Origin of the sequence: Plantibacter sp. lyk4-40-MEA-4 (genome assembly GCF_030209415.1) — a bacterium.
Classification (GTDB): Bacteria; Actinomycetota; Actinomycetes; order Actinomycetales; family Microbacteriaceae; genus Plantibacter; species Plantibacter flavus_A.
This window is the reverse complement of sequence record NZ_JARVSA010000005.1, coordinates 439,561-462,695: the sequence shown is the minus strand read 5'-3', so window position 1 is coordinate 462,695 and position 23,135 is coordinate 439,561. Positions and strand designations below refer to the sequence as shown.

Sequence of the window (23,135 nt, the reverse complement as noted above, 5' to 3'; positions counted from 1 at the left end):
GACGCGCCCGGGACGCTTCGATTTGAGACGGCCGCCTCCGTAGGCTAGTGTTGTTCTTCGGTCGGGGCTTCGGTTCTGACAGTGGGGTATGGTGTAATTGGCAACACGACTGATTCTGGTTCAGTTGTTCTTGGTTCGAGTCCAGGTACCCCAGCCAGACAGGAACATCACGAAGAAGGCCCGCGATCATCGCGGGCCTTCGTCGTTTCCGGGGTGATCAGCCCGTCCGTTGGCCGGTGGACGCGGAGGCACGCCGACGTCCTCACCGCGGTCCGGAATCCTCTTGGACGGCAGTGCGCTCGAACGCGATGATGCGCTCGACGGCCGGGACGATCTGTGAGGCCATCCGACGGAAGACCTCAGGTTCCTGGCCGAACGGGTCGACGACGTCGTCCTGGGCCGGATCCGGGAGTCGTGCGCCCGTCCGGTTGGCCGCCAGTTCGGGGCCGAGATGCTTCCAGCGCCCTGCTCGCGAACGGGGGAGTCGTCCCGACTCGACGGTGTCGAGGAGCCGGGCGAACTCACGCAAGGAGAAGGTCCGACGCAGCGCCTCCGGGCACAACCTGAGGACGGCGCCGCGATGCTCCCGCGTCATGGTCAGGACGACGTCCTGTCGAGTGATGAGGCCCGCGGTGAGCTGCGTCGCGGCGAAGCCGGCTGCCGTCGCGGCGAGCGGACCGAGCAGCGCCGCGCTCGAGGGGTCGATCGGGTGTCCGCGCAGCGCGCCCGTCCCGGCGCTCCGCACCTCGAAGCCGCACGCCTCGACCTCCGCCAGCCCGCTCGTGAGGAGGACCTCGGCATACGGGGATCGACAGATGTTGCCGGTACAGACAATCAGGATCCGGGTCGGAGACGGATCGAGCGGGGTGTTCATACCGTGGTCCGCCCTGGTCGACGCGTCGGGTCGGTCCGGTGGTAGTACGCGTAGGACGACGACTGTTCTCCCCGAGCCACCTCGACACGGTTGAGCACGACTCCGAGGAGCTTCGCCTGGACGAAGCTGAGGTTCTCGAGCGACTGCCGGAGCTGGTCACGGTGCAGTCGCCCGTCGGCCGACGCCACGAGCAGGACGCCGCTCGCAAGGGTCGACAGCGCTGTCGGGTCCGAGACGTTGATGAGTGGGGGCGTGTCGATGATCACCACGTCGTACGCGCGTTCCATCTCCGAGAGCGCGCGCTCCATCGCCGCTGATCCGAGGAGTTCGCTCGGATTCGGCGGCAGCTCGCCGGAGGTGAGGACGGCGAGGCGTCCCGTCCCGTCGACCGCTTGCGCCGCATCGCCGAGGCTGATCCTGCCGGTGAGCACGGTCGTGAGCCCGACCGCGTCCTCGAGACCGAACATCTCGTGCTGGCGGGGTCGGCGCAGATCCGCATCGACGAGGAGGACGGAGTTCCCCGCCTCCGCGAGGACGAGCGCGAGGTTCGCCGAGGTGGTGCTCTTCCCCTCGCCCGGGACCGAGGATGTGACCATCACACTGCGGAGTCCGCCGTCGATGGAGGCGAACTGGAGGTGCGTCCGAAGCTGCCGGAAGCTCTCGGCGCGACGGCTGTAGCTCTCCGTCGATCCGAGGATGAGTTGGGCCGTGTCGGCGGGTTCCGTGTGGAAGGCGCCGAGGATGCTCGTGTCCGTGAGCTTCTCGATCGCCGCGCGACCGCGGAGACGGGTGTCGAGGACCTCGATGAGCAGTGTGATCCCGACGCCCAGGGCGAGGCCGATGAGGACACCCACCGTGAGGTTCTGCAGCGCGTTGGGTGCGACAGGGGATCGGGGTGGAGACGCTTGTTCGACGATCGTCAGCCCGACCGGGGTCGGATCGCCCGGTGCGCCGGCAGCGTCCACCTCGTTGGCGCTCTCGACGTCGTCGACGAGGTCGACGAGCACCTGGGCTGCGGTGTTCGCGATGCGGGCTGCCGCGACCGGATCGCTGTCGACGGCGGAGATGTCGATCAGGACCGACTGTGCGGGATTGGAGGCTGAGATCGTCCCGACGAGCGACGCGGGGTCGAGGTCGAGGCGCTCCGCCACCGTGGACCGCACGGTCGAACCGGTGGCGAGGATCACATACGAGGCGACGCGGCTCTGGGCGAAGGCGTTGCCCTGATTGAGGTCGCCCACGGAGTCGCCGCCGGTGACGGCGACGAACAGCTGGCCCGTCGACTGGTACACGGGCTGGGTGATGAGGGTGTACCCGTGGGCGAGCGCCGCTGCTCCTGCGGTGATCGCGACGATGAGCAGCCAGCGATGGCGGAGGATGCGCAGGTAGTCCTTCAGGTCCATCCTGATATGTTAGTCGTCTGGTATGAGCCTCTCGCGCAGCGGAGACGACGCAGGGCCCGGACTCACGAGTCCGGGCCCTGCGTGGCGGTGGTGGGGCGGTCTGCCGGTCAGGCGGCCTTCCCGAACCGGTCGGTGCCGTTCGCGCGAGGTCGGCGCGGGGCGCGGTTCGTCTGACGGACCGTCGGTTCGGTCATGACCGGTCGTTCGCTGCCGACCACGGTGCGGTCTGCGACCCTGGCGTCCCGATCGACGCTCGCGCCGTGGGCGACCTGAACGTCGGCGCCGAGACGGGCGTCGCTTCCGACTCGTGCTCCGCGTCCGATGACACAGCGCTCCCCGATGTGGACGTTCGCGCCGATGAAGGCGCCTTCGCCGATCACCGCGGACCGGTCGATCCAGGTTCCGGCACCGATCCAGGCGTTGGCACGGATGTCCGCGTCAGCCTCCACGAAGGTGGTGCGTTCGATGAACGCCGACGGATCGATCAGTGCACGAGCTGCGACCATGCCCTTGCCGTTCGGGTGGTGACGGTACCGTTCCACCTCGCCGGTCCGGCCTTCGATCTCTTCGTACACTCTCGCCATGGGTGACCCCCTTCTGGTCTACTCAACACTGGGGACAACGCCGGATGGCTCCCGGTCATTCCTTCCCAGGGCCTGCCTGGGAATCCCATGAGTCTCGTGCTGTGCTGTAGAGGGTGTTCGGAGGGGGAGCCCGCCGCGGTTTGGTCGTGACGGGTCATTGGAAGTCCCGCGAACGGGTGTTCGCCCCGATCCGGAGCGCTTCCAACCGATCCGCCACCAGATTGACGATGCCTTCCGGTGATCGCTCGAGCATGCCGCGGACCACCATCGCCGGGGCCTCCCTGGCCACGCGGCGATACCGGTTCCAGACGCCGACGCTGCAGATCACGTTGACGAGACCCGCTTCGTCCTCGAGGTTCATGAAGGTGATGCCGCTCGCCGTGGCCGGCCGTTGCCGATGCGTCACGACACCCCCGACCTCCACGCGACGGTCCGTCTGTGCCGTCAGGAGTTCATCGGACCGCAACGCGCCTCGACGCGTGAGTTCGGCTCGGACGTGGCGGATCGGATGGTCGTCGGTCGACATCCCGGTCGACCAGATGTCGGAGATGAGTTGTTCGGCGGCCGTCGGAACCGGGAGCAACGGCGGCTGCACGGTCGTGAACGTCCCCTCGAGCTGGTCGGGACGATGCCGACTGGCCTGCGCTGCGCCCCACATCGCCTCACGACGGGTGAGGCCGAATCCGTCGAAGGCGCCCGCCGCCGACAGCGACTCCAACTGCGAGGAGCTCAGGCCGATCCGCCTGGCCAGGTCGGCCTGGCTGGTGAACAGCCCTCCGGACTCCCGTTCGGCGACGATCCGCTTCGCGAGCTCCTCACCGATCCCCTGGACGGAGGAGAGTCCCAGCCGGACGGCGAGTGCGCCGTCGCGCCGGTGTCCTGCCGAATCGTCGGGAAGGAGCGGATCGAAGAGCCCGGTCGGTCCCTGCTCGTGTTCGAGGCAGCGCGTGCGCCCGCCGGGAGCGACCGGGGCGCCGGGGGTGGCCTCCGGGTCGAGCGCTTCGAGGCCTGCCTGTGCGCCGGAGCGATGCAGATCGGGACGCAGGACGGAGACGCCGTGTCGGCGGGCGTCGGCGACGAGCGTCATCGGCGAATAGAACCCCATGGGCTGCGCGCGGAGCAGAGCCGCGAGGAAGGCCCCCGGGTAGTGCAGGCGCAGCCAGGCGCTCACGTAGACGAGGAGGGCGAAGCTCAGGGAGTGGCTCTCGGCGAAGCCGAAGTTGGCGAAGGCCTGGATCTTGGCGTACACGGCATCGGCGTCCGCACCGACGATGCCGTTGCCGGCCATGCCGAGGTACAGCGTGTCCTTGAGGCTCTCGATCTTCTCCTCGCCACGCTTCGATCCCATCGCCCGGCGCAGGAGGTCCGCATCCTCAGCCGAGCACCCACCGACGGCCATCGCCATCTGCATGAGCTGCTCCTGGAACAACGGCACGCCGAGCGTGCGTTCGAGGACCGGTTCGAGGCTCGGGTGGAGGTAGGTGATGGGCTCCTGGCCGGTCTTCCGGCGCAGGTAGGGGTGTACCGCGCCGCCCTGGATGGGCCCCGGGCGGATCATGGCGACCTCGATGACGAGATCGTAGAACCGGCGGGGGAGCAGACGCGGCAGCATACCCATCTGTGCGCGGCTCTCCACCTGGAAGACCCCGATGGTGTCGGCCCGGCAGAGCTGATCGTAGACCCCTGCTTCGTCCTTCGGGATGGTCTCGAGGGTCCAGCGCTCTCCGGTGTGCTCGGCCACGAGGTCGAAGCAGTACTGGATGGCCGAGAGCATGCCGAGACCCAGGAGGTCGAACTTGACCAGACCCATCCAGGCGCAGTCGTCCTTGTCCCACTGGAGGACCGTGCGACCGTCCATGCGCCCGTGCTCGATCGGGCAGACCTCGCCGACCGGGCGATCGGTCAGGACCATGCCACCCGAGTGGATGCCCAGGTGCCGGGGCAGGGTGAGCATCTGCTGCGCGAGGCCGACGACGCGCTCGGGGATGTCGTGGTCGGTGCTCGACATGACCCCGCCCCAACGCTCGACCTGTTTCGACCAGGCGTCCTGCTGACCGGGGCTGTACCCGAGCGCCTTGGCGGTGTCGCGGACGGCGAACTTCGGCCGATAGCTGATGATGTTCGCGACCTGAGCGGCGTTGCGGCGTCCGTAGGTCTCGTAGACGTACTGGATGGCCTCCTCGCGCCGGTCCGAGTCGAAGTCGACGTCGATGTCGGGCTCCTCCTCCCGCATGCTGGAGAGGAACCGTTCGAACGGCAGCTCGTAGAAGATCGAATCGACCGCGGTGATCCCGAGCAGGTAGCAGACGGCCGAGTTCGCGGCGGAACCGCGTCCCTGGCAGAGGATGCCACGGCCGCGGGCGAAACTGACGATGTCGTGCACGATCAGGAAGTACCCGGGGAAGTCCTTCTGCTCGATGACCTCGAGTTCCCGTTCGATGCGTCGGAGGTGTTCGGGAGTGGCGTCGGGGTATTTGACGGGGACGGCTTCGAGCACCAGATGCCGGAGCCAGCTCATGGGTGTATGGCCCTCCGGGACGCGCTGTCGCGGGAGCTTCGGGCGGACCGCCCGCAGGCTGAAGGCGAGTTCATCCGCCAGCTCGACGCTCCGTGCCACCGCTCCGGGGTATCTGGCGAACCGGTCCGCCATCTCGGCTCCGCTCCGCAGGTGCGCGGTTCCGGCCGCGGGAAGCCATCCGTCGAGTTCGTCGAGGCTGCGTCGTGCTCGGACGGCCGCCAGCGCGGTCTGGAGTCGATGCTGCTCGGGCGTGGCGTAATGGACGTTGCCGGTCGCGACGACGGTGAGGTCGAGCAACGCCGCGATCTCGGCGAGTGCATCGTTCTCCGCCGAGTCCTCCGGGTGGCCGTGGTCGCTCAACTCGACGACGACGTGCTCCGGACCGAACAGGGCGACGAGTCGGTCGACCGCGGCGGCGGCGGCCTCCGGACCGTGCTCACGGAGCGCGGTGCGGACGAACCCCTTACGGCACCCGGTGAGCACGGTCACGTGGCCGGCGACGGAGGCGGCGAGCCGCTCGAGGTCGTAGATCGGGTGGCCCTTCTCGGCTCCGTCGGCGAGTTGTGCGTCCGTGATCGCGCCGGCCAGGCGGTGATACCCCTCTGCTCGACGGGCGAGCAGGAGCAGATGATGCCCGACGGGGTCGGGGACGCCGTTCTGCGGCCGGTCCAGGCCGATGGACAGTTCGGCACCGTAGACCGTCCGGAGGTCGGGGAACCGTTCCGCCGCCTCGGCCATCCGGACGACACCGTAGAAACCGTCGTGGTCGGTGAGCGCGAGCGCGTGCAGGCCGAGTGCCGCAGCCTCTTCGACGAGCCGCTCCGGCGGGCTCGCGCCGTCGAGGAAGCTGAAGCTCGAGTGCGCGTGGAGTTCCGCATAGGGGACCCGCGTCGTCGACGGGCGCTGCTCCGGTGGTTCGGGGACGTACGGTTGACGCTTCCGCGACCAGGCCGGGCTGTCCCCACCGTCGGCTCCCAGCGGCAGGGTGGCCGGACGGCTCGCGTCGGACAGACGGCGCTCGAACTCCGACCATGAGACCGGGGGGTTGTTCCATCCCATGCTGGGCTCCTTCGTCATGCGGTGTGGTGCGGACGCGATGCGGTTCAGTCGTAGCGGGCCTCGGCCCTCCAGTGCTGCTCCTCCAACAGGAGCAGCCAGGCGTCACCCGCATCGTCGAGGACCTGGAGACGGTGGACGCGATGGTGGTCGTCGTCGTCCCACCAGCGTTCGTCGATGCTCCAGGGGCCGGCCCAACCGTGGATGACGTGCCAGTCCGAGAGGGCGAAGAACCGTGCTGGTGCTGCACTCACGGTGCTGCGCTCGTCGACGGCCACAGTCTGACCCGTCGCGTCGACGACCTCGACCGGCACGGCGGTGTCGAAGACGGTCGACGGAGCCGCTCCCGGGATGGTCCCGGGCCACGGCCGGTTCCGACGTTCGGCCACGGCCGCCTCACCACCCGGCGGAACGCTGCCCCAGGGGACGAGGATGCGGCGGTCGAGGAGGAGGCGGCCGCCGGACGGCACCGCGGTCACGACGCCGTCGTGGCCGAGCATGCTCTGGACACGGGCGAGTCCGCTGTGGATGCGTTCGTCCGGTCCGCTGCCCCAGAGTCCTTCCTCGTGTTCCGCAGCGTCGTCGAGGGTCTCCGGGACGACCTCGACGAGTTCGACGGGGGAGGCGAGTCCGTGATCGATGTCGGACGCGCCCTGCAACTGCCAGCGCACGCGATCGAGGACGTCGCCGGCGGTGAACCAGCGTGGGTGGAGCCAGGTGCGGGTGGAGCGCTCCCCGCGCTCGCTCCGCATGCTGATCGTGATCGCGGTGGTCACGAGGCCGGCCTCCGCCAGGCCGGTGATGAACCGTTCCGCGGACTGCCGGAACCCGAAGGTCAGCTGGTCGATGCGGTCGAGCGGGGGCTCGAAGGCGATCGACACGGCCAGCTCTGTCGGCGGCACCCGAGGGACGACGCTTCGGGCGTCCGCGCCGGCTGCGAGGCGGTGCGCTCGGGCGCCGTCGGGGCCGAAGCGGTCGCGGACCTCGGTCGCGGGCAGCGCGCCGAACGCCCCCAGGGTGCTGATCCCGAGCCGGTGCAGCAGTGAGCTGAGTTCGGGGCGCCCGAGGGTGGACAGGGGGAGTGGGGCCAGGAAAGCGGGAGAGGCTCCGGAGGGGATCGCGATGATCCGGGAACCGTCCTGCTGGAACGCGGTGGACCTCGCGGCCTGCTCCGCGGCGAAGGGGCCGTCGGCGATGCCGATCCGTGCATCGGGGACACCGAGCTCGTCGAGGCGGGTCAGGAGGACCTCCGCCGCAGCCGACTCGCCGCCGTAGTATCTGCTCGGTCCTCGGGATCGGATGGCGCAGAGCCCGGCCCGGAAGGGCTGGACGCCCGGCATGAGCTCCTCTATGCCGAGGAGGACCGGCTCGAAGGCGCGGGTGTCGACGACCGGGTCGTAGTCGGCGGTCGCCAGTTCCGGACAGCGGGCCTCGGCCTCGCGGACACGGAGTCCACGCCGCACTCCTGCTCGACGTGCGCTGGCGTCGCAGGCCAGGACCTCACCATGCTCGACCAGGGCCAGCGGAGCGTCGGCCGTGTCCTCGGACAGCGTTCCAGAGAGTCGTGCCGCCACGATCGGCCAGTCGGGACACCAGAGGACCATGGTGCGCTCGACCGGTCCCGCAGGCGGTTCGGTCGTCATCGGTTCACGACCATCGGGAGCCGGACGACCGTGTCGTCGTCGAGGAGGGCGGAGCCGGCGAGCGGTGCGGTGCGACCCTCGGTCGATCCCAGGGGCAGCGTCAGGTGCGCGGTCCTGGGCCGGCCCGCAGCCCCCTGGCCGAGCATCGAGCTGACGGTGAGTCGCCGATGCCGGAGATGTCCGTGCCCCGCCCCGAGGCCGCTCCAGGAGCTCTCGGTCACGCGCAACGTCGCATCGCTCTGCGGCCAGGAACCGAGGACGATCAGTGCGGCCTCGCGCTGCCGGAGGCGAGCCGCGAGTCTGGCGGCGTCGCTCGGGGCGATCCGTCCGGGAGGCGCTGTGATGAGCACGCCGGCGACGTCGGCCATGGCCGCGGTGACCGTGAGCCAGTCCGGACCGGGCTGGGGGACGAGGACGAGTCGTTCGAGGTCGATGCCCATGGAGGCCGCCGCCTCCACGCCGAACGACGGGAGACCGATGACGGCGCACCAGGTCCCGGCTGCTGACGGCCCGGCCATGAGCGACATGGCGAGCGCCGTGGAGCCGAGCACGGAGTAGCTGCCTCCGGCCTGGAGGGCGCCACCGGGCAGGAGCCGGGAGAGCTCAGGAGCGGTCGGCAGGGATCGGGTGTCGAGGCGCGTCCCCTGCATCCGCTTGATGCGCCCCTGGAGTTCGTGCAGCTCGGTCGCAGTGTCCGCCCTGACGGGGGAGTCGACGAGTGCGCGGAGGGCCATGGCTCAATATTCGAACATATCTTCGAACAAGTCAACCGGCTCGATCCGGTCTCGACGACGACTGACGGATGACTCGACCATGGTCCGGCATCCCACCGACACGCGGTCCGCGGTGTCAGCGGCGCCCGGTACGCTGGGCCCATGTGCGGACGTTTCGTCGTGACCGAATCCACCGAGGAGCTCATCGAGCTCTTCGACATCGACCACGCGGCTGCCGAGCTGCCCGGGCCCTCGTACAACGTGCGCCCGACCGAGCAGATCCCGATCATCCTCGACTCGGTGAAGACGGGGTCGGCGGTCCGCCGGCTCGAATCGGCGCGGTGGTCACTCGTGCCGTCGTTCGCCACCGAGCTGAAGAGTCAGTACCCGACCTTCAACGCTCGCGCGGAGGAGGTCACCACCAAGCCCACGTTCGCGCCATCGGTCAAACAGAAGCGCGCATTGGTCCCCGCCGCCGGGTACTACGAGTGGCACACCGAGGGCGCGACGAAGACCCCGTACTACGTGCAGACCGCTGGTGGTGAACCGATCGTCTTCGCGGCCCTCTACTCGTGGTGGCGCGACCGCTCGCGACCGGACGACGACCCGCGGCGTTGGGTGCTGAGCGCGACCATCCTCACGCGGCCGGCGGTCGGTCCCTTGCAGGAGCTGCACCCACGGACGCCCGTGACGCTGCCTCCGGAATGCTGGGACGCCTGGCTTGACCCGCACCACGAGGCCGACCAGGACGAGGTCGACGAGATGGTGTCCGCAGCGACCGACGTCGCCGAGCAGCTCGTCTTCCACCGGGTGGCGCCGTTGCAGGGCGATGGACCGGAGCTCATCCTCCCCGTCCAGGAGTAGCCGCAGGAGAGTCGGCCGGATGCACGGAACGGAACCGCCCCGGAGACACGAAATCTACCCCGGACACACAGAACCGCCCCTGACGCGAACGTCAGGGGCGGTTCTCGGTGTCTCAGACGCGAGGGCTGGAATGACCTGCCGCTCGGATCGTCAGCTCCGACTGATCAGAGAATCAGAGGGGGCGGATGTTCTCGGCCTGCAGGCCCTTGGGGCCCTGGTTGGTCTCGAACTCGACCTTCTGGTTCTCCTCGAGCGAGCGGTAGCCGCTCGTCGCGATGGCGGAGAAGTGTGCGAAGACGTCGGCGCTGCCGTCGTCAGGAGTGATGAATCCGAAGCCCTTTTCGGCGTTGAACCACTTCACAGTTCCAGTTGACATGTATTTCCTCTTTCATGAGTGACCGTTCCCGACTTTCGGGCCCGTTCGTCGCGGTGTTCTTTGCTCGCTCCTCAGAAAAGCAGCGTATCCATCGGTGGAAACGCGGCTTGAAATACCTGCGCAACACAACAACTTCGATCCACGTTAGCCCATCTCGGCTCGAAACGGCAGCCGATCAGGTAACGGATTGGCCAATTCCGCATCTTTTTCCGACATTCGTCGTGATGCCTGGGTATCTCCAGCGGATCTCGCGGTGTGCGGTGATTCCCCAGCCGTCGACCGTAGGCTGAGGCCATCTGCAGAGCTCATGCTCGCCCGAGCGTCCGCTCACCATCCCGGCTGGGAAGTCGACACGATTCCTCCGGAGTGCCCATGTCAACTGAAGCCATCCTCGGCCCGGTTCGTGCCACGAGCCCCCGCAAGCCCGGCGCTGCGAACGTCACCAGCTCCTACTCGTCGCTGTTGAAGACGGTTCGCGAAGCAGGACTCCTCCGCCGCCACCGCACGTTCTACATCCTCACGTTCTCGTTCCTCGTGATCGCGCTCCTCGGCTGCGTCACCGGCTTCGTCCTGCTCCGCGAGTCGTGGTTCCAGTTGCTCATCGCCGGCGCGCTCGGCATCATCCTCACCCAGTTCGCCTTCCTCGCCCACGAGGCATCGCACCGTCAGGTCTTCGATTCGGGCCGGGCGAACGACCGCGCCGGTCGCTTCCTCGCGGCGGGCATCGTCGGCATCAGCTACTCGTGGTGGATGACGAAGCACACGCGCCACCACGCGAACCCGAACCAGGTCACCAAGGACCCCGACATCGAGATCGACACGATCTCCTTCATCGAGGAGGACGCGGCGAAGGCCAAGGGCCTGCAGGCGCTGATCACCCGGAAGCAGGGCTACCTCTTCTTCCCCCTCCTCATGCTGGAGGGCATCAACCTCCACGCGCTGTCCTTCAAGACCCTCTTCGGTCCGGGCAAGGTCGACGGCCGCGCCGCCGAGATCAGCATGATCGTCGCTCGCGTCGGTCTGTACCTGGCCGCGATCTTCCTCTTCCTGCCCGTCGGCATGGCGTTCGCGTTCCTCGGCGTCCAGCTCGCGGTCTTCGGCGTGTACATGGGTGCGTCCTTCGCGCCGAACCACAAGGGCATGCCGATCATCCCGGCGGACATGAAGCTCGACTTCCTCCGCAAGCAGGTGCTGACCTCGCGCAACGTCCGCGGCTTCGGCATGGCCACCTTCATGGGCGGCCTGAACTACCAGATCGAGCACCACCTGTTCCCGAGCATGCCTCGCCCGGCTCTGGCCCGTGCTCGCGTCATCGTGCGGGAGCACTGCGAGACCCAGCAGGTGCCGTACACGGAGACGACCCTGCTGCAGTCCTACGCCATCGTCATCGAGTACCTCAACCGGGTCGGGCTCTCAGCCCGCGACCCGTTCGACTGCCCGGCGGCGGCGAACTTCCGCCGCCGGTAGTCGTCCGGTCTCAGACCTCGAGCGTGTCGAGCGGGGCGAGCGGGTAGTAGGTCCCGCCGCCCTGTTCGGTCGCCCACTGCAGGCGGTCGTGCGACATGCTCTGTCCCGGCCCTGAGAGCACCATCTCGTGCGTCCCGAACGCGCGCTTCGGGGCGACGGCGGTGACGAAGTCCATGCCCTCGGAGATCTTCATCCACGGTGCACCGGCCGGCGCGGCCAGGAGGTCGACGTCGACGCCCTCGGGGACGGCGAAGGAATCGCCGGGGTAGTACACGAGGTCGTTGATGAGGACGCCGACGTTGTCGATCACCGGGATCGACGAATGGATGACCGCGTGGGTCCCGCCGAAGAACCGGAGCGTGAACGGCCCCGCTTCGACCACGTCTCCCGGGGCGACGACGGTGATGTCGTACCCGTCCGCGGCGGCGGCGACACCGGCCGGTCCGTAGAGGACCGCCTCCGGGCTCGCGGCGAGGATGCGGTCGAGGTGCTCCGCGGTCCAGTGGTCGGGGTGCAGGTGCGTGATCAGGACCGCCGCGGTGTGCTCCACATCGGCGATCGGGGACGTGAACGCGCCCGGGTCGACGATCAGCTTGGCGCCGTCCGTCTCGAGGAGGAATGCTGCATGTTCGAACTTCGTGAGTCTCATAGGACGAGTGAATACCGTGGGAGCGCCGGGGGCAACCCGGTCATCCGGGTATCCGGCCGCCGTGGGCCTGTCAGAATCGGCAGGTGACCACGCAGCCCCGACGCATCGGCGTCGCCATCAACCCGACCGCGTCGTTCGGCTCGACCCGAGCCGTCGGCCCGATGGTGCTCGACGCCCTCGAGCAAGCCGGGCACCGCGCCGTCCGCCTGCAGGAGCAGACCGTCGGGCAGCTCCGGAGCGCGGTGCGGACTGCCATCGAGGCCGGGTTGGACGCGCTCGTCGTCGTCGGTGGCGACGGCATGGTGAGTCTGGCCGTCGAGGCGGTGCGTGACTCGGGCCTGCCGTTCGGCGTGGTCCCGTCCGGTACGGGCAACGACATCGCCAGGGGACTCGGGATCCCGCTGGGGGATCCCGCAGCCGCGATCGCGTCCCTGCTCCGTGCGCTCGAGGGTGGGCCGCGCGTGATCGACGCCGGCACGGTGACGGACGGCGAGCGGACGACCTGGTTCGTCGGTGCGGTGTCCGCAGGCTTCGACGCCCTCGTCAACGAACGGGCGAACCGCATGCGACGGCCGCGCGGGCGCAGTCGGTACACGATCGCGATCCTCCGTGAGCTCCTGGCCCTGCGACCCCGCCGGTACGAGCTGACCGTGGACGGGACGCCGGAGACGGTCGACGCCGTCCTCCTCGCAGTCGCGAACAACACCTCGATCGGTGGAGGCATGCTCATCGCGCCGCAGGCGGACCTCGCCGACGGCCGATTCGACCTCTTCGTCGTCGCGCCCGTGTCCCGATTCCGGTTCCTCCGGCTGTTCCCCAAGGTCTTCTCGGGTGCCCACACCGGCCTCGACATCGTGCGACTGTCGAGGGTCCGTTCGGTCTCGATCGCCGCGGACGGCATCACGGCCTACGCCGACGGGGAGCGCGTCGGTCCGCTGCCGGTCACGATCGACGTGGTCCCCGGTGCCCTCCGCGTCCTCGTCTGAGCCTGTCCGATCGACCGTGAGCACCGCGCGACACGCCCGTCGGATGCCGCTGGTGGCCTCGATTTGTACGGCTCGAAATCGTATGGCATACTCATATCCGTTGCTTACGGCCCCATCGTTTAGCGGCCTAGGACACCGCCCTCTCACGGCGGCAGCACGGGTTCAAATCCCGTTGGGGTCACAACACCGAACGAAGCCTCGCTCTCCTGATTCATCAGGGAGCGGGGCTTCGTTCATTCGGCGGCTCGAGCCTGCCCCGGGATGTCCACGCAGGCCCTCCAGAATGCGCGGATGGCAGGGCCCGCACCGATCTCGCCGAGCGCCGCTGCGTGCTAGCTTGGCCGGGTGACCGTGAAGCAGAAGCGCCGCGCTCCGGCGACAGCCGCAGTCCTGATCCTCGCCGCGCTGCTGACGGGGTGTTCCATCCCGGTGACGGGGGAGCCCGTGGCCGGCGGTGCGGGCCCGGTCGTCGACGTGGCCGGGGGCACCGACGACACGCTGCGCAAGGACTTCGACGCGAGTCCCCAGGAGGTCAACGACTACTGGACCGACGACAAGTTCGGCGGAGCGACGGCTCCGGATCTGAAGCCGGGCGAGGACACGCTCACGGGCGACCAGGCCACCGGCGTGGTCGTGCACCCGAGTACCGGGGTCGGTCCCGACGTCGACGTCAAGGCCATCACCCCGACAGCAGCCGGCGACCCCTACCCGGCGACCGGCTTGGCGGCGGCGACGCAGGGACGTCTGTACTTCTCCATCGGCGGTGCCACGTACGTCTGTTCCGCGAGCGTCGTCAACGCCCCGACCATGGACCTCGTCCTGACGGCGGGCCACTGCGTCTGGGACACGTACGGCAAACAGCTCGCCGAGAACATCATCTTCATCCCGGCCGACGCGGCCAACGGCCAGACCCAGCCCTATGGGCAGTGGGCCGGGGTCAGCACCTACGTCCCCGACGAGTTCACGAGTGAGGCGACCTCGGACGCCAGCGGTGCGACGAGCGGCAACGGCTGGGCCTACGACTTCGCCTTCATCCGGCTCGCCCCGAACGCTGCAGGTCAGAAGATCCAGGAGGTGACCGGCGGTCAGGGCATCTCGTTCGGTACGCCGCCCGAGGGCATCACGGTGATCGGGTATCCGTCCGCCGCACCGTTCGACGGTCAGTCGCAGCGCTACTGCGCGAGCCAGGCCGCCACCAAGGGATATGCCGGATACCGGGTCGACTGCCTCATGACCCCGGGTTGCTCGGGCGGGGGCTGGCTCACCCGCCTGGATCCCGCCACCGGCGCCGGGTACGTCACCTCGGTCACCTCACGCGGCGACGGTTCCTGGCTCGAGGGCCCCGTCCTCGGACAGCGGGCGCTCACCCTGTACAACGATGCTCTGGCGGAGGGGTCATGACCGCCAGCGCGAGTGTGACGCGACGCCGGCGGCGGATCGGCGTCCTGGCTCTGGCCGGAACCGCCGCGCTCGCCTTGAGCGCGTGCACGACGCCCGGATCGGCGTTCCCCGACGCCGCCGCCCAGCAGAGCTACATGCAGGATCTCGCCGAGGCGAGGTTGGAGTTGCTGTCAGCCCAGATCGGCCAGGCGCCGGACGTGATCGGGTCGGCATACGTCCACGCCGTCTCGGGAGACCTCGAGTCGCACGAGAACGACTCGGTCGTGCTCTTCGGCGACCCGACCGCGTCGTTCAGCCAGGACAAGGGCTCGGCCGACGGCGACACCGTCGACATCTATCACCAGGCGGGAGTCGACTACGACCTCCTGCTGCTCGGCGGTGAACTCAAGGAGCTCGCGCCCACGGAGTGGGTGGCCGTCCAGACGCAGTACGTGGCTGACGAGGACGCCGAGGGTTCGCTCGGGCCGGCCTGCGTCTACCCCGGTATCTCCATCGCGTGCGACATCTACAGCGCGGTCGAAACCACTCGCAGCTCGGGTGACGGCGCGCTCAGCAGCGTCGTCGTCTCGATGCGGAACGACGGCTCCTCGCAGATCTCGACGAGCGCGAGCCTCGAGAGCGTGCTGGCCGTCGGGACGCTCTTCGACCTCCCGGACGACCTCGTCTCGTCGTTCAGCGAGGACGACCTCGCGACGCTCCTCCCGGTGACGATCTTCCAGAACGCCGAGGGCGGCCTCGTGAAGATGGAGTTGAGCGGGACGGTCGACAGCGAGACGACGCTGCAGTTGCAGGCCGGCTTCGAGGTGTCGGGCACGTCGACGCTCGAGGACCTGCCGACCGCACCATCAGGATTCGACGTGACGGTGATCCCGGCGGCCGATCAGGCCGCGTTCTGGGATCGGATCGAGGAGTTGAGGAAATGACCGACGACCAGAAGCCCGAGGACCTCGGAAAGCCCCCGGTCGGCGGCCCCCTGCGCCCCGACCAGCAGCCGCCGGGATTCCCCGACCCGAACGCACCCCGCCTGGAGTTCGGACCGGGGAGCCCGCAGCGTCAGACGCCGTCGCAGAACGGTGCACCCCAGAACGGCGCGCCGCAGGGTCAGAACGGACCGCCGCAGGGCGTCCCGTCTCAGAACGGCCCGTCTCAGGCGTCCGCGCCTGGTCAGACCGGCGGAGGGCCTCGTCTGCAGGGAGGCGCCCCAGGGCAGCAGTCCAACGGTCCAGCGCCGCAGCCGCCCACCCAGCCTGGAGCGCCGTTCGCCGGCGCGCCCGGGGGGCAGCCGTGGGTGCAGCAGCAGCGGCCCTCGAACGCAGGCCCGAACCAGCAGCCGCAGCAGCACGGGCGGCCAGGCGGTCCGGACGGCTTCCGGCCCCCGACATCGGCTGGTCAGCCCGGTCACGCGCCCGGGGGTCCTCAGCAGGGTCAGGCCCCCGGCCAGGCTCCACAGGGACGTCCGTTCGGCGCGCCGCAGGGCCAGCCTCAGAACCGGCCTCAGGGGCCGCAGGGTCAACCTCCTTACGGTCAGGCACGCCCGACCGGGCCACAGCCCTTCGGTCCGGGACAGGCGCAGCACCCGACCGGCCCGTTCCAGCCAGGTCCGCAACAGCAAGGATCGCAGTCCGGTCCGCAGCAGACCGGTCCGTTCCGTCCCGGCCCCGAGTACGGCGTCGCGGGCCAGCAGCCTGCTCCGAGCCGGAAACCCGCGCGCAAGCCGCTCGGGCGCAAGCTCTGGATCGGCGTGCTCATCGGTGCGGTCGCCGCATCGCTCATCGCCGTCCCGCTCACCCTCCTCTCGGTCGGTCGCCTGTTCACGCCGATGCTCGACCGCGCCTCGGTGCAGACCGGTGTGGCCGAGGTGCTCAAGCAGGACTTCGGCCTCGCGGACGTCGAGAAGGTCGAGTGCCCGAGTGACCAGCCGGCCACGACCGGGACGCAGTTCGAGTGCACGTTCTCGTACAACGCGAAGAGCTACCCGGTGGCCGTCGAGGTCATCAACGACCAGGGGCAGTACCGCGTCGGGATCGACGCGCCGAAGTAGCACGGTGTCGGCGCCGACGTCCCCTCGAGCGACGACGGTACCGACGTCTCCGCTCCGGACCGGGTGGTACGCTGGGCGAATGTTGTCCGGGCTGCTCCTCCTTCCCAGCCGCGACGAGGCCTAGATCCAGGCTCCCTCGTCGCGGAGGTCGCTGACGCCTGACCCCTCATCGTTTGAAGGAATTCCACGACATGTCGCAGCTGAACGCCGATCCGTCCGTCCCGAGCATTCCCGAGCACCCGCGCACGCTCGCCGAGAAAGTCTGGGACGACCACCTCGTCGTCAAGGGTGAGGACGGCACGCCCGACCTCATCTACATCGACCTGCACCTCGTCCACGAGGTGACGAGCCCGCAGGCCTTCGACGGCCTCCGCCTGGCCGATCGGCCGCTGCGTCGCGTCGACCTCACGATCGCGACCGAGGACCACAACACCCCGACGCTCGCGATCGACAAGCCTATCGCCGACCTCACCAGCCGTACGCAGATCGAGACCCTCCGTCGCAACGCCGCGGAGTTCGGGGTGCGGATCCACTCCCTCGGCGATCTCGATCAGGGGATCGTGCATGTCGTCGGGCCGCAGCTCGGCCTCACGATGCCCGGGATCACGGTCGTCTGCGGCGACTCGCACACCTCGACCCACGGCGCCTTCGGGGCCATGGCCTTCGGTATCGGCACCAGCGAGGTCGAGCACGTCATGGCCACGCAGACGCTGCCGCTGAAGCCGTTCAAGACCATGGCGATCACCGTCGAGGGCACGCTGCGGCCGGGGGTGACCGCGAAGGACATCATCCTCGCCGTCATCGCGAAGATCGGCACCGGCGGCGGGCAGGGCTACGTCCTCGAATACCGCGGCTCGGCGATCCGTGCGCTCTCCATGGAGGGCCGCATGACGATCTGCAACATGTCGATCGAGGCCGGTGCCCGCGCCGGCATGGTCGCCCCGGACCAGATCACCTACGACTACCTGCAGGGTCGTCCGCACGCACCGACCGGAGCCGACTGGGACGAGGCCGTCGCCTACTGGGACACGCTTGCGACCGACGAGGGCGCCGCCTTCGACGCCGAGGTCTTCCTCGACGCCGACACGCTGGAGCCCTTCGTCACGTGGGGCACCAACCCCGGACAGGGCGTCTCGCTGAGCGAGAACGTGCCCGACCCGGCGGCCATCGCCGACCCGAACGAGCGGTCCGCCGCCGAGCGCGCCCTGGAGTACATGGCGCTCGAGGCCGGCACTCCGATGAAGGAGATCCCGGTGGACGCGGTCTTCATGGGCTCCTGCACGAACAGCCGGATCGAAGACCTGCGGGCGTTCGCATCCATCATCGAGGGCCGCACGAAGGCCGAGGGGGTGCGGGTCATGGTGGTCCCGGGTTCCGCCCGGGTTCGGATCGAGGCGGAGGCCGAGGGGCTCGACAAGATCATCACCGACTTCGGTGCGGAGTGGCGGTTCGCCGGATGCTCCATGTGCCTCGGGATGAACCCCGACCAGCTCGCTCCGGGCGAGCGCTGCGCCTCGACGTCGAACCGGAACTTCGAGGGCCGTCAGGGCAAGGGTGGCCGCACGCACCTCGTCTCGCCGCTCGTCGCCGCGGCGACCGCCATCCGCGGAACACTCTCCAGCCCGGGCGACCTCGAGGTCGAGCCCGGCAGACACGCCGCCACCGAGCAGGAAGGCGTGCACGCCTGATGGACAAGTTCACGACCGTCACCGGCATCGCCGCTCCGATGCGGCGCTCCAACGTCGACACCGACCAGATCATCCCCGCCGTCTACCTGAAGCGGGTCACGAAGACCGGCTTCGAGGACGCGCTCTTCGCGGGGTGGCGTCAGGACCCCGACTTCGTCCTGAACCAGCCCGTCTACGAGGGTGCCAGCATCCTCGTCGCGGGGCACGACTTCGGCACCGGCTCGTCGCGTGAGCACGCCGTGTGGGCCTTGCGGGACTTCGGGTTCAAGGTCGTCGTGTCGTCCCGCTTCGGCGACATCTTCCGCGGAAACTCCGGCAAGCAGGGCCTCCTGGCCGCCCAGGTCACGGAGGAGGAGCTCGAGCAGCTCTGGGCTGCGATCGAGGCCGCCCCCGGCGCCGATTCCGTCGTCGACCTCATCTCCCGGACCATCACGGTCGGCGATCTCACGGTTTCGTTCCAGGTCGACGATTACACTCGGTGGCGGCTCATCGAAGGACTCGATGACATCGGGCTGACGCTCCGTAGCGAGGAGCAGATCACCGCATTCGAAGCCCGGCGGCCGAACTGGCTGCCCCGCACCATTCCCGTCAAGTAGCAAGGCAGTAGGTACCGGTTTGAATTCACTCGTCCAGGCGTCACAGGCGGCAGGCTCGTCGGTCGGACTCGATGTCGACCGCATCACGATCAACGGCGGTATCCCGCTCCGGGGCCGCATCGAGGTCAAGGGTGCCAAGAACCTCGTGACCAAGGCGATGGTGGCGTCGCTGCTCGGCGAGAACGTCAGCGTCCTGCGCAACGTGCCGAACATCAGCGACGTCCGGGTGGTCCGCTCCCTGCTCGAGATCCACGGCGTGGACGTGACGGAGGGCGAGAACCCGAACGAACTCCGCCTCGACCCGACCAACGTCGAGTCCGCCCACATGGAGGAGATCGACGCGCATGCCGGCTTCTCCAGGATCCCGATCCTGTTCTGCGGGCCGCTGCTCCACCGCCTCGGGGCGGCGTTCATCCCCGACCTCGGAGGGTGCCGCATCGGCGACCGTCCCATCGACTTCCACCTCGACGCGCTCCGCAAGTTCGGCGCGGTCGTGGAGAAGCTCCCGCAGGGCATCCGTCTCTCAGCTCCGAACGGTCTCCACGGGACGACGGTGCACCTCCCGTACCCGAGCGTCGGCGCCACGGAGCAGGTCCTGCTCACGGCGGTCCGTGCCAAGGGCACCACGGAGCTCAAGGGTGCGGCGATCGAGCCGGAGATCATGGATCTCATCGCCGTCCTCCAGAAGATGGGCGCGATCATCTCCTACGAGCCGAACCGCGTGATCCTCATCGAGGGCGTGGACAAGCTCGAGGGGTACGACCACACGGCCATCGGCGACCGCAACGAGGCCGCGAGCTGGGCGTCGGCCGCGCTCGCGACCGACGGCGACGTCTTCGTCGGCGGCGCGAAGCAGCAGGACATGATGACGTTCCTCAACATCTTCCGCAAGGCCGGTGGCGGGTTCGACATCACCGACGACGGCATCCGGTTCTACCGCAAGGAGGAGCTGAAGCCCGTGGTCATCGAGACCGACGTGCACCCCGGCTTCATGACGGACTGGCAGCAGCCCCTCATCGTCGCGCTGACGCAGGCGACGGGCGAGTCGATCGTCCACGAGACCGTCTACGAGAACCGGTTCGGCTTCACGGACGCGCTCAACACCATGGGCGCGAACATCGTCGTGCACCCCAATGGACTGTCGGGTACGCCTCGTCGCGTGCCGCGGCGCAACCTCGAGCAGGCCGCCGTCATCAACGGCCCGACGCCGCTGCACGGTGCCGACATCGAGGTACCCGACCTCCGCGGTGGCTTCAGCCACCTCATCGCGGCGCTCACCGCCGAGGGCAAGTCGACGGTCAGCAACGTCGGCATCATCAGCCGTGGGTACGAGAACTTCATCGTGAAGCTCCAGCAGCTCGGTGCTGACTTCGTCCTCGAAACGAAGTAGTCCGCCGTGGGGGTGGAACGGTCGAGGCCGTCGATCTACTGGTTGCTGTCGTCGATCGCGATCCCGCCGTTCAGTGCTCTCGTCAAGCTCCACGTCCGGCACGGCGAACGCCTGCCGCAGGAGGGGCCGTTCATCCTGTCGCCCAACCACGACAGCGAGTTCGACCCGCTGATCATGGGCGTGGCCGTCTGGCGACTCGGGCGACAGCCCCGCTTCATGGCGAAGGGCAGTCTGTTCACGGTCCCGGTGGTCGGGTGGTTGTTGCGGAAGTCCGGACAGATCCCCGTCGAGCGCGAGGGTTCCGCCCGCGGCATGGATCCGGTCAGCGCTGCAGCGCACCTGACCGAACGCGGTCAGGGCGTCATCGTGTACCCGGAGGGTTCGCTCACCCGCGACCCGGGTCTGTGGCCGATGCGCGGGCGCACCGGCGCGGTCCGGATCGCCCTCACGCACGGCCTGCCGATCATCCCCGCCGCGCACTGGGGTACGCAGGAGGTCATGCCTCGGTACGGCAGGCTGCGGGTGTTCCCCTTGCGGAAGCGCGTCGAGGTCGCCATCGGCGAGCCGGTGGACCTCTCGGCGTTCATCGGGCGGCAGCTAGACTCGAAGACGCTGAACGAGGCGACCGAGGTCGTCATGCAGGCCATCACCGCCCTCTGTGAGGAGCTGCGCGGTGCCCAAGCTCCCGCGGAGCGTTGGGATCCCTCGAAACACCAGCAGAAGGAGACAGGCCGCTTTGAGTCCTAGGAACGTTCCGCAACCACCGGCCGCCACGAGGGTCGCCGTGCTCGGAGCGGGCAGCTGGGGCACGACGTTCGGCAAGATCCTCGCGGACGGTGGCTCCGACGTGGTCATGTGGGCCAGGCGACCCGAGCTCGCTCGAGAGATCACCGAAGCCAAGCGCAACAGCGACTACCTGCCCGGGATCAATTTGCCGATGCGGATGACCGCGACCGCGAGCATGGTCGACGCCGTGCGCGGTGCCTCGGTCGTGTTCCTGTCCGTCCCGAGCCAGTCCCTGCGCGACAACCTCATCGCGCTCCGTCCTCACCTCGAGGACGGCACCCTCGTCGTCTCGCTCATGAAGGGCGTCGAGCGTCGCAGCGGATCCCGGATGAGCGAGGTCATCCGAGAGACCCTCGACATCGATCCGTCCCGCATCGCCGTCGCCTCGGGCCCCAACCTCGCGCTCGAGATCGCCCGCGAGCAGCCGACGGCCGCCGTGATCTCCTCGGAGAGCCTCGAGACGGCGCAGACGGTCGCGCTCCTCGCGCGCAACCGGTACTTCCGCAGCTTCGTGAACACCGACGTCATCGGTACCGAGTTCGGCGGTGTGCTCAAGAACCTCATCGCCGTCGCGATCGGCATCGTCGACGGCGTCGGCTACGGCGAGAACACGAAGGCCTCCATCATCACCCGCGGGCTGGTCGAGATGACCGACTTCGCGGTGGCCCACGGCGCGCAGCCGGAGACCCTCTCGGGCCTGGCCGGGCTCGGCGACCTCATCGCGACCTGCCAGTCTCCGCTGTCACGGAACAACACGGCGGGGCGTCTGCTCGGCCAGGGGTATCAGTTCGACGACGTCGTCAAACAGATGCAGCAGACCGCGGAGGGGCTCGCGTCCGTGGCGCCGGTGCTCGAGCTGGCCAAGGCGAAGGGGGTCGCGATGCCCATCGTCGAACAGGTCAAGCAGGTGCTCGACGGCACGCTCGACCCGAAGGACATCGCACCGCACCTCACGACCGACGACGACGAACCCCAGGGGGAGAGAAGCAACGATGACGCACAAGACCGGAGTGGTGGTGCTCTTTGGAGGCCGTTCAAGCGAGCACTCGATCAGCTGCGCAACGGCGGGCGGCGTCCTCGCCGCGATTGACCGCGAACGCTACGACGTCTACCCGGTCGGGATCGCCCACGACGGCTCGTACGTCCTCGAGGTCGACGATCCGAGCCGGTACGCGCTCGACCCCGCCCACCTGCCGGAGGTCGACCCCTCGCGGCCGGCCGTGCGCTGGCCTGAGCGCGTCGGCAGCCGTGAGCTGACCGTCGTCGGGGAGGACGGCGTTCCGTTCACCCTCGGCACCGTCGACATCGTCTTCCCGATCCTCCACGGTCGGTTCGGCGAGGACGGCACCGTGCAGGGCATGCTCGAGCTCGTCGACCTCCCGTACGTCGGCTCCGGCGTCCTCGCGTCCTCCCTCGGCATGGACAAGCACTTCACGAAGACGGTGCTCCAGGCCGCCGGGATCGCCGTCGCGCCGTGGGTGCGGTTCACCGCCCACGAGTGGGCCACGGCACCCGAGGAGGTGCTCGCATCGCTCGGGTCGCTCGGGTCACCGGCGTTCGTGAAGCCGGCGCGAGCCGGTTCGAGCGTCGGGGTGTCGAAGGTGTCGACGCCGGACGCGTTCCGTGCGGCGATCGAACTGGCCCTCGCCGAGGACTCGACCGTGCTCGTCGAGACCGGTCTGGTGGGCCGAGAGGTCGAGTGTGCGGTCCTCGAGTCCCTCCCCGGCGAAGCACCTCGGGTCTCGGTTGCCGGCGAGGTCGTCGTGACCGGACGCGACTTCTACGACTTCGAGGCGAAGTACCTCGACGCCCCCGGTATCGAGCTCGTCTGCCCCGCCGACCTCCTTCCCGAGCAGTTGTCGGAGATGCAGGACCTCTCTCGTCGGGCGTTCGAGGCGTTGGGCTGCGCGGGGCTCGCCCGGGTCGACTTCTTCCTGACTGCGGACGGCTTCGTCGTCAACGAGGTCAACACCATGCCGGGGTTCACCCCGATCTCGATGTTCCCGAGCTGCTGGTTGGCCTCGGGGCTCAGCTACCCCGAGCTCATCACCGAGCTGATCGAGGTCGCCCGCGCCCGCTCCTGAACGGCGTGGCCCCGGG

The 23,135-nt window shown here is 68.9% G+C and carries 20 protein-coding genes and 2 tRNA genes; 14 read left to right on the top strand and 8 right to left on the bottom strand.

Annotated elements, in window-relative coordinates:
• Nucleotides 1-82: 82 nt before the first annotated feature.
• Nucleotides 83-157 (top strand) — tRNA-Gln (locus QRN44_RS12100).
• A 105-nt stretch (nt 158-262) separates the two neighbouring features.
• On the opposite strand, the gene QRN44_RS12095 is transcribed toward QRN44_RS12100, so the two are convergent.
• From QRN44_RS12095 to imuA', 6 genes are all read right to left on the bottom strand, one after another.
• A complete protein-coding gene (locus tag QRN44_RS12095) occupies nt 263-874 on the bottom strand; it encodes an arsenate reductase/protein-tyrosine-phosphatase family protein (RefSeq protein ID WP_121290163.1) in 612 nt (203 codons plus the stop codon).
• Complete coding sequence (locus tag QRN44_RS12090; protein ID WP_121290165.1) at nt 871-2,277, bottom strand: tyrosine-protein kinase domain-containing protein; 1,407 nt, start codon at nt 2,275-2,277, stop codon at nt 871-873. Before QRN44_RS12090 ends, QRN44_RS12095 begins: the two co-directional genes overlap by 4 nt.
• 107 nt (nt 2,278-2,384) lie before the next feature.
• Nucleotides 2,385-2,861, bottom strand: a complete 477-nt coding sequence (locus tag QRN44_RS12085) for a DapH/DapD/GlmU-related protein (protein ID WP_079002213.1) — start codon at nt 2,859-2,861, stop codon at nt 2,385-2,387.
• 154 nt (nt 2,862-3,015) lie between these two features.
• Nucleotides 3,016-6,438, bottom strand: coding sequence for an error-prone DNA polymerase (locus tag QRN44_RS12080; RefSeq protein WP_121290167.1), 3,423 nt, complete (start codon nt 6,436-6,438; stop codon nt 3,016-3,018).
• Between the two features lie 44 nt (nt 6,439-6,482).
• Nucleotides 6,483-8,078: a DNA polymerase Y family protein gene (locus QRN44_RS12075; RefSeq protein WP_121290169.1), complete on the bottom strand. Its 1,596-nt coding sequence runs from the start codon at nt 8,076-8,078 to the stop codon at nt 6,483-6,485.
• Nucleotides 8,075-8,812, bottom strand: coding sequence for a DnaE2-dependent mutagenesis accessory factor ImuA' (gene imuA' / locus QRN44_RS12070; protein ID WP_199687059.1), 738 nt, complete (start codon nt 8,810-8,812; stop codon nt 8,075-8,077). Before imuA' ends, QRN44_RS12075 begins: the two co-directional genes overlap by 4 nt.
• 141 nt (nt 8,813-8,953) lie before the next feature.
• On the opposite strand from imuA', the gene QRN44_RS12065 reads away from it, so the two are divergent.
• On the top strand, nt 8,954-9,655 hold the full coding sequence (locus tag QRN44_RS12065) for an SOS response-associated peptidase (protein ID WP_121290171.1): 702 nt from the start codon (nt 8,954-8,956) through the stop codon (nt 9,653-9,655).
• Nucleotides 9,656-9,827: 172 nt separating this feature from the next.
• On the opposite strand, the gene QRN44_RS12060 is transcribed toward QRN44_RS12065, so the two are convergent.
• Nucleotides 9,828-10,031: a cold-shock protein gene (locus QRN44_RS12060; RefSeq protein ID WP_056006986.1), complete on the bottom strand. Its 204-nt coding sequence runs from the start codon at nt 10,029-10,031 to the stop codon at nt 9,828-9,830.
• A 372-nt stretch (nt 10,032-10,403) separates the two neighbouring features.
• Between QRN44_RS12060 and QRN44_RS12055 the strand changes: the two genes are divergently transcribed.
• Nucleotides 10,404-11,498: a fatty acid desaturase family protein gene (locus QRN44_RS12055; RefSeq protein ID WP_071260911.1), complete on the top strand. Its 1,095-nt coding sequence runs from the start codon at nt 10,404-10,406 to the stop codon at nt 11,496-11,498.
• A 10-nt stretch (nt 11,499-11,508) separates the two neighbouring features.
• Here QRN44_RS12055 and QRN44_RS12050 read toward each other — a convergent pair whose 3' ends face one another.
• Complete coding sequence (locus tag QRN44_RS12050) at nt 11,509-12,147, bottom strand: MBL fold metallo-hydrolase (protein ID WP_064296288.1); 639 nt, start codon at nt 12,145-12,147, stop codon at nt 11,509-11,511.
• Between the two features lie 83 nt (nt 12,148-12,230).
• Between QRN44_RS12050 and QRN44_RS12045 the strand changes: the two genes are divergently transcribed.
• The 11 genes from QRN44_RS12045 to QRN44_RS11995 all read left to right on the top strand — a co-directional run bounded on the left by QRN44_RS12045 (nt 12,231) and on the right by QRN44_RS11995 (nt 23,119).
• Nucleotides 12,231-13,133: a diacylglycerol/lipid kinase family protein gene (locus QRN44_RS12045; protein ID WP_285039229.1), complete on the top strand. Its 903-nt coding sequence runs from the start codon at nt 12,231-12,233 to the stop codon at nt 13,131-13,133.
• Nucleotides 13,134-13,241: 108 nt separating this feature from the next.
• Nucleotides 13,242-13,314: transfer RNA gene (locus QRN44_RS12040), tRNA-Glu, on the top strand.
• 164 nt (nt 13,315-13,478) lie between these two features.
• A complete protein-coding gene (locus QRN44_RS12035; protein ID WP_121290177.1) occupies nt 13,479-14,534 on the top strand; it encodes a trypsin-like serine peptidase in 1,056 nt (351 codons plus the stop codon).
• Nucleotides 14,531-15,457, top strand: coding sequence for a hypothetical protein (locus QRN44_RS12030; protein ID WP_285039228.1), 927 nt, complete (start codon nt 14,531-14,533; stop codon nt 15,455-15,457). Before QRN44_RS12035 ends, QRN44_RS12030 begins: the two co-directional genes overlap by 4 nt.
• On the top strand, nt 15,454-16,575 hold the full coding sequence (locus tag QRN44_RS12025; RefSeq protein WP_285039227.1) for a DUF4333 domain-containing protein: 1,122 nt from the start codon (nt 15,454-15,456) through the stop codon (nt 16,573-16,575). Before QRN44_RS12030 ends, QRN44_RS12025 begins: the two co-directional genes overlap by 4 nt.
• Before the next feature lie 191 nt (nt 16,576-16,766).
• Nucleotides 16,767-18,263: a 3-isopropylmalate dehydratase large subunit gene (leuC, locus tag QRN44_RS12020; RefSeq protein WP_064296292.1), complete on the top strand. Its 1,497-nt coding sequence runs from the start codon at nt 16,767-16,769 to the stop codon at nt 18,261-18,263.
• On the top strand, nt 18,263-18,859 hold the full coding sequence (leuD, locus tag QRN44_RS12015) for a 3-isopropylmalate dehydratase small subunit (protein WP_064296293.1): 597 nt from the start codon (nt 18,263-18,265) through the stop codon (nt 18,857-18,859). Before leuC ends, leuD begins: the two co-directional genes overlap by 1 nt.
• Before the next feature lie 19 nt (nt 18,860-18,878).
• Complete coding sequence (gene murA, locus QRN44_RS12010; RefSeq protein WP_064296294.1) at nt 18,879-20,249, top strand: UDP-N-acetylglucosamine 1-carboxyvinyltransferase; 1,371 nt, start codon at nt 18,879-18,881, stop codon at nt 20,247-20,249.
• A 6-nt stretch (nt 20,250-20,255) separates the two neighbouring features.
• Nucleotides 20,256-20,996: a lysophospholipid acyltransferase family protein gene (locus tag QRN44_RS12005; protein ID WP_121290183.1), complete on the top strand. Its 741-nt coding sequence runs from the start codon at nt 20,256-20,258 to the stop codon at nt 20,994-20,996.
• Between the two features lie 37 nt (nt 20,997-21,033).
• A complete protein-coding gene (locus tag QRN44_RS12000) occupies nt 21,034-22,125 on the top strand; it encodes an NAD(P)H-dependent glycerol-3-phosphate dehydrogenase (protein ID WP_240773584.1) in 1,092 nt (363 codons plus the stop codon).
• Nucleotides 22,028-23,119: a D-alanine--D-alanine ligase family protein gene (locus QRN44_RS11995; RefSeq protein ID WP_285039225.1), complete on the top strand. Its 1,092-nt coding sequence runs from the start codon at nt 22,028-22,030 to the stop codon at nt 23,117-23,119. The genes QRN44_RS12000 and QRN44_RS11995 overlap by 98 nt, the downstream gene beginning before the upstream one ends.
• Nucleotides 23,120-23,135: the final 16 nt, after the last annotated feature.

What these genes read in the sequence shown, in the direction of transcription:
- QRN44_RS12095 (WP_121290163.1), bottom strand. Translation starts at nt 874, where the DNA reads ATGAACACCCCGCTCGATCCGTCTCCGACCCGGATCCTGATTGTCTGT.
- QRN44_RS12090 (WP_121290165.1), bottom strand. Translation starts at nt 2,277, where the DNA reads ATGGACCTGAAGGACTACCTGCGCATCCTCCGCCATCGCTGGCTGCTC.
- QRN44_RS12085 (WP_079002213.1), bottom strand. Translation starts at nt 2,861, where the DNA reads ATGGCGAGAGTGTACGAAGAGATCGAAGGCCGGACCGGCGAGGTGGAA.
- QRN44_RS12080 (WP_121290167.1), bottom strand. Translation starts at nt 6,438, where the DNA reads ATGGGATGGAACAACCCCCCGGTCTCATGGTCGGAGTTCGAGCGCCGT.
- QRN44_RS12075 (WP_121290169.1), bottom strand. Translation starts at nt 8,078, where the DNA reads ATGACGACCGAACCGCCTGCGGGACCGGTCGAGCGCACCATGGTCCTC.
- imuA' (WP_199687059.1), bottom strand. Translation starts at nt 8,812, where the DNA reads ATGGCCCTCCGCGCACTCGTCGACTCCCCCGTCAGGGCGGACACTGCG.
- QRN44_RS12065 (WP_121290171.1), top strand. Translation starts at nt 8,954, where the DNA reads ATGTGCGGACGTTTCGTCGTGACCGAATCCACCGAGGAGCTCATCGAG.
- QRN44_RS12060 (WP_056006986.1), bottom strand. Translation starts at nt 10,031, where the DNA reads ATGTCAACTGGAACTGTGAAGTGGTTCAACGCCGAAAAGGGCTTCGGA.
- QRN44_RS12055 (WP_071260911.1), top strand. Translation starts at nt 10,404, where the DNA reads ATGTCAACTGAAGCCATCCTCGGCCCGGTTCGTGCCACGAGCCCCCGC.
- QRN44_RS12050 (WP_064296288.1), bottom strand. Translation starts at nt 12,147, where the DNA reads ATGAGACTCACGAAGTTCGAACATGCAGCATTCCTCCTCGAGACGGAC.
- QRN44_RS12030 (WP_285039228.1), top strand. Translation starts at nt 14,531, where the DNA reads ATGACCGCCAGCGCGAGTGTGACGCGACGCCGGCGGCGGATCGGCGTC.
- QRN44_RS12025 (WP_285039227.1), top strand. Translation starts at nt 15,454, where the DNA reads ATGACCGACGACCAGAAGCCCGAGGACCTCGGAAAGCCCCCGGTCGGC.
- leuC (WP_064296292.1), top strand. Translation starts at nt 16,767, where the DNA reads ATGTCGCAGCTGAACGCCGATCCGTCCGTCCCGAGCATTCCCGAGCAC.
- leuD (WP_064296293.1), top strand. Translation starts at nt 18,263, where the DNA reads ATGGACAAGTTCACGACCGTCACCGGCATCGCCGCTCCGATGCGGCGC.
- QRN44_RS11995 (WP_285039225.1), top strand. Translation starts at nt 22,028, where the DNA reads ATGACGCACAAGACCGGAGTGGTGGTGCTCTTTGGAGGCCGTTCAAGC.